General features: G+C 62.9%; 6 protein-coding genes. All 6 read left to right on the forward strand.

All coding sequences use genetic code 11. The annotated features are described in order from the left end of the window. Positions 1-359, forward strand: a 359-nt coding sequence (locus tag AC1D1X_RS15605; RefSeq protein ID WP_477698602.1) for an ABC transporter permease, incomplete at its 5' end; no start/stop codon positions are given. 15 nt (positions 360-374) lie between these two features. Further along, positions 375-1,316 (forward strand): ABC transporter permease, encoded by a 942-nt coding sequence (locus AC1D1X_RS15610; RefSeq protein ID WP_477670534.1) that lies wholly within the window; start codon positions 375-377, stop codon positions 1,314-1,316. After that, entirely contained in the window at positions 1,313-2,287 is a 975-nt protein-coding gene (locus tag AC1D1X_RS15615; protein ID WP_477670535.1) for an ABC transporter ATP-binding protein, read from the forward strand. Before AC1D1X_RS15610 ends, AC1D1X_RS15615 begins: the two co-directional genes overlap by 4 nt. Further along, on the forward strand, positions 2,284-3,288 hold the full coding sequence (locus tag AC1D1X_RS15620) for an ABC transporter ATP-binding protein (RefSeq protein ID WP_477698603.1): 1,005 nt from the start codon (positions 2,284-2,286) through the stop codon (positions 3,286-3,288). Before AC1D1X_RS15615 ends, AC1D1X_RS15620 begins: the two co-directional genes overlap by 4 nt. 74 nt (positions 3,289-3,362) lie before the next feature. After that, entirely contained in the window at positions 3,363-4,292 is a 930-nt protein-coding gene (locus tag AC1D1X_RS15625; protein WP_477698605.1) for a helix-turn-helix domain-containing protein, read from the forward strand. Between the two features lie 15 nt (positions 4,293-4,307). Further along, positions 4,308-4,901 (forward strand): B3/B4 domain-containing protein (locus AC1D1X_RS15630; RefSeq protein WP_477698604.1); only part of this gene is annotated, 594 nt, incomplete at its 3' end.

Here is a 4,901-nt window from a genome sequence, read left to right on the forward strand (position 1 = left end):
GCCTGACGGAGACCGGAACCCGCGATGTGGTGCAACAGGAATATGTGCGGTTCGCGCGTGCCAAAGGCGTGTCCGGGTTGAGGCTCCTGGCCAGGCACATTGCCCCGAATGTGATGATTCCCGTTGTCACCGCCGTCGGGCTCGAGTTCGGTCACCTCATCGCTTTCTCTGTGGTGACCGAGTCGGTCTTTGCGTGGCCAGGCATGGGAAAACTCATCATTGACTCGATCCTCCATCTCGACAGGCCGGTTGTCGTGGCTTACCTGATGGTCACCGTCCTTCTGGTGGTCTCCATCAACCTTCTGGTCGATCTCCTGTACGTGATTCTTGATCCCCGGCTCAGAGCCCGCAGCAAATAAAAATGAGGTGACCCCATGATCCAGACCGAATCGTTGAATCCGGAGGAAAAGCCGGCGGCCCGGCCGGCGCCGCAGCCGGCGCAAACCCCGTGGAGCCGGATCCGGCGGCAATTCCTGCTCAGCAAAATTGCGTTCGCAGCGCTGGTCGTCTTCGGGCTGCTGCTCATCGTGGCATTGGGCGCGCCATTTTTCTCACCGCAGAACCCGTACGACCTGGCCTCCGTGTCTATCGTGGACGCAGAACTCGTTCCGGGTGCGCGCAGCGAAGTGAGCGGGATGCTGCATATCCTCGGCACCGATGGCGCCGGACGGGACCTGATCAGTGCAATCTTTTATGGGCTTCGCATCAGCATGGCTGTCGGCCTTTTGAGTGCATTGGCCGCGCTTTGTATCGGAACAACAGTGGGCCTGACGGCCGCCTACTTTGGCGGGCGTGTGGATTCGTTCTTCATGCGAATCGTTGACTTGCAGCTGAGCCTGCCGGCCATCCTGATCGCGCTGGTACTTTTGGCATCGCTGGGCCAGGGTGTAGACAAGACCTTGCTGGCCCTGATCATTGTTCAATGGGCGTACTACGCCCGCAATGTGCGCGGGGCCGCGCTGGTGGAGCAACAAAAAGAGTATGTGGAGGCAGCGATGGGGCAAGGCTTGCCCCCCAGGCGGATCATGTTCAGGCACGTGCTGCCGAACTGCATGGGAACGCTGATCGTCACCGGCACCCTGCAGACGGCGCACGCCATCAGCCTGGAGGCAACGATGAGTTTCCTGGGTATCGGGCTTCCCCAGACAGAACCTTCGCTGGGGCTGCTGATTGCCAATGGCTTCGAGTACATGCTCACGAACAAATACTGGATCTCGGTCTATCCGGGGTTGGCATTGGTGCTTCTGGTGGGGTCGATCAACCTGATCGGTGATCGTCTGCGTGTTGTTTTCAACCCCAAGCTGGATCAGGTATGAGCACAAGTGCGTTAAAGGTCAGTGGGATCACGACCCACTTCGAGACCAAGGCCGGCGTCGCCAGGGCGGTGAACGACGTTTCCTTCTCCGTCGGGCAAGGGCAAATCGTTGCCCTGGTGGGCGAGTCGGGATCGGGGAAGTCCGTGACGGCAATGTCTTTGATGAACCTGGTGGATCCTCCGGGCCGAATCGTTGCCGGTGAAATTCTCCTTCGGGGAAATAACCTGCGCTCCGTCTCCGCCCGCGAATGGAACAGGATTCGGGGCAAAGAGATGGCGATGGTTTTCCAGGACCCCATGATGTCGCTCAACCCTGTCATCCGTGTGGGAGACCAGTTGACGGAAACCATCCGGATTCACGCCAAAGTATCACGGTCAGATGCCACGGAGCGGGCATGCGCCGCGTTGGCCGCGGTGGGAATTCCGGCGCCGGCCGAGAGAATGCGCGCCTATCCGCATGAACTCTCGGGTGGCATGCGCCAGCGAATCGCCATCGCGAACGCCATCATCAACGAGCCGGCCGTGATCATCGCCGACGAGCCGACGACCGCCCTGGACGTCACGATTCAGGCGCAGATTCTTTACCAGATCCGCAAGCTGACAAAGGAGCGAGGAACGGGACTGGTGTGGATTACGCACGACCTGAGTGTGGTGAAAGACCTTGCCGACTACGTGTGCGTGATGTATGCCGGCCGCATCGTCGAGAAAGGCGCGGTCGCTGACGTGATCAGGTCGCCGAGACATCCTTACACACGCGGGTTGATCGACTCATTGCCCAAGTCGCAGGATCGCGGCTCCCTGCTCAAGCCCATTCCCGGAAGTACCCCGCCTTTGCTCAACCTGCCGTCCGGTTGCGCGTTCGCACCCCGCTGCAGCCGGGCAACGCAAGCGTGCACAAAGATGCCCGGCCTGACCCGGACAGAAGACCGGGAGTTTCTTTGCTTTCACCCCTATACGACAAACAATTCATGACCACGATACTTGAAGCGGCCAATGTCTCGAAACGGTTTGGTGCCGCGCAAACCTGGAGCGGGCAACTGGCGCACAAATTGAAGCTGGCCCGCAAGACACCCAAGCAGGTGTCCGCGGTGAGTGACGTCAGCCTGCAGATCGAGGCGGGGGAGGTCGTCGGCCTGGTGGGTGAGTCGGGCTGTGGAAAATCAACCTTCGGGCGAATCGTCGCGGGCATTCTGGAACCGTCCAGCGGCGACGTCATGGTTCATCAGGTGCCGGGCAAGCCCTATCTTTCGGATGTCCACCGAAACGTCCAGATGGTCTTTCAAAACCCCTATGGCTCGCTCAATCCGCGGCTGCGTGTTGACCAGCTCCTCAGCGAGGCGGCCATCTATCACGGGCTGATTTCCGCAAAGGACAAGGCCCCGTTCGTGAGAGGCCTCCTGGAACAGGTGGGTCTTGACGCCAGTTACGGCGAACGCTATCCGCACCAGTTCTCGGGCGGGCAGCGGCAGCGAATCGCCATCGCAAGAGCGCTGGCCCTGAAGCCGTCGCTGGTCGTCTGTGATGAGGCTGTTTCCGCGCTTGATGTGTCCATCCAGGCGCAGGTTCTCAATCTTTTCCAGAAGCTGCGGCGAGAGCAAAACCTTGCCTACCTGTTCATCAGCCACAACCTGGCGGTGGTGGAATATCTGGCCGACCGGGTGGCGATCATGTATCTGGGCCGCATTGTGGAGCTGGCCAAAACAGAGACGCTTTTTAGCCAACCCAACCATCCCTACACAAAGGCACTCATTGCCGACGCGCCGCGCATGGATGCGAAACCGCTCACGTACAGGCCGATTGCGGGCGAGATGCCGAGCCCCATGAATGTTCCGAGCGGTTGCGCGTTTCACCCCCGGTGTCCGCATGTCATGCCCATTTGCCGGGAAGTCCGGCCGGCCCTGATCGAAGTCGCGCCGTCGCAAATCTCGGYCTGCCACCTGAATACCACCGCTTCAAAAGCCGCGGAGCCCTGACACCAGGGCGCCGTCTTGAGGGAGGGCGCCGGGAGGGCTGGTGCGCCGCGCATTCCCGAGGCATCATGGCGCCCATGCCCCCCTCAGCTGCACCACCCGCCCACCAGGGCCGCGTCTTCGGCTCACCGTGGGCCGGCATCTACGCCACGCAGATGGAAAGCGCGCGCCACTTCGGCCGCCACTGGCATGCGGTGTATGGCGTAGGGTTGATGGAGCAAGGCGCGCAAAGCTCGGCCAGCGGGCGCGGCCCGGTCGATGCCTATGCCGGTGATGTCATCATGTGCAACCCTGGCGAGGTGCATGACGGCCGGCCGCTGGGCGGCCCTTCGCGCCGGTGGCGCATGCTGTACTTTGAGCCCGCGGCCATCGCGTCCCTGGTGGCCGATGCGCCAGGTAACTCGCTGGCCACTGACATCGAACTCACGCGCCCCGTCACGCAAGACGTGCGCCTGCGCACAGCGTTGCAACGCCTGCTCGGCCGCCTGCAGCGCTGGGACGCCGGTGCGGGGCGCAGCGGCGCGGATGCCCTCGCATGTGAAGAGTCGCTGGTCCGCGCCTGCGCCCTGCTGCTGCACCGCCATGMCGTTTCGCCTGTCACGCAATCGCAAGTCTCATCGTCTTCACCTGAGCTGCACCGCGCCCGCGACCAACTGGCCGCTGACTTGCTGGCCCCGCCCACGTTGACGGAGCTGGCGCGCACCGCAGGCCTTAGCAAGTTCCAGCTTCTGCGCCGTTTTGAAAAAGCCTTTGGCCTCACTCCCCACGCCTGGCTGCTGCAGCAGCGTGTCGAGCATGCGCGCAGCCTCATTCGCAGCGGCGCCGGGCTGGCGCAGGTGGCCGCCGCCTGTGGCTTTGCCGACCAGAGCCACATGACGCGGCTGTTTGCCCGCCAGTTTGGCTTTACGCCCGGCGCGTGGGAGCAGGCCATGAATAAACTCCACTGCAATAACGTTCAAGACGGCTGGCGTGCGCGGCGGCATGCTGGCCGCTGTTTCACTTTTTAAAGAAGGCCGTCGCGCATGTTCTTCCGCCATTCCCCGGCCATCTGGGCCGACTACCCCGAGCTGGTGCCCGGCGTGCTGGCCGCCACCGGCATCACGGCCGATGCAGACGTCTCAGCCCAGGTCGCCCGCTTCAACGCCATCGCTGCCACCCGCCTGGCCACGAACGCTGAAGGCGAGCTGCCCGAAGTGCAGGCCTGGCGCCGTACCTTTTCAAAAATGGGCCTCAAGCCCACGCAATACCGCTGCGCGTCTGAATCACTGCTGCGCCGCTTCCGCAAGGAAGGTTCGCTGCCGCAGCTGCACCCGCTGGTTGACCTGTGCAATGCCGTGTCGATTGCGTTCGCCATTCCCGTCGCCGTGTTTGACGTGGCCCGGGTGGCGCAGCAGCTGGAGGTGCGCTACGCCACCGGCGCTGAAAGCTACCAGGCCTTCAGCGGCGAAACAGAGCACCCCGAGCCGCATGAAGTCATCTTTGCCGACGCCGCCCAGCCGCCCTCCGCCCACGCCCGCCGCTGGACGCACCGGCAAAGCGGTCTCTCGGCCGTCAGCGCTGCCACGCACAGCGTCCTCATCGTGGCCGAAGCCCTGCACGCCACGGCGGCAGACGAC

The organism is Polaromonas sp. P1_G4 (assembly GCF_056405475.1).

What these genes read in the sequence shown, in the direction of transcription:
- AC1D1X_RS15615 (WP_477670535.1), top strand. Translation starts at nt 1,313, where the DNA reads ATGAGCACAAGTGCGTTAAAGGTCAGTGGGATCACGACCCACTTCGAG.
- AC1D1X_RS15610 (WP_477670534.1), top strand. Translation starts at nt 375, where the DNA reads ATGATCCAGACCGAATCGTTGAATCCGGAGGAAAAGCCGGCGGCCCGG.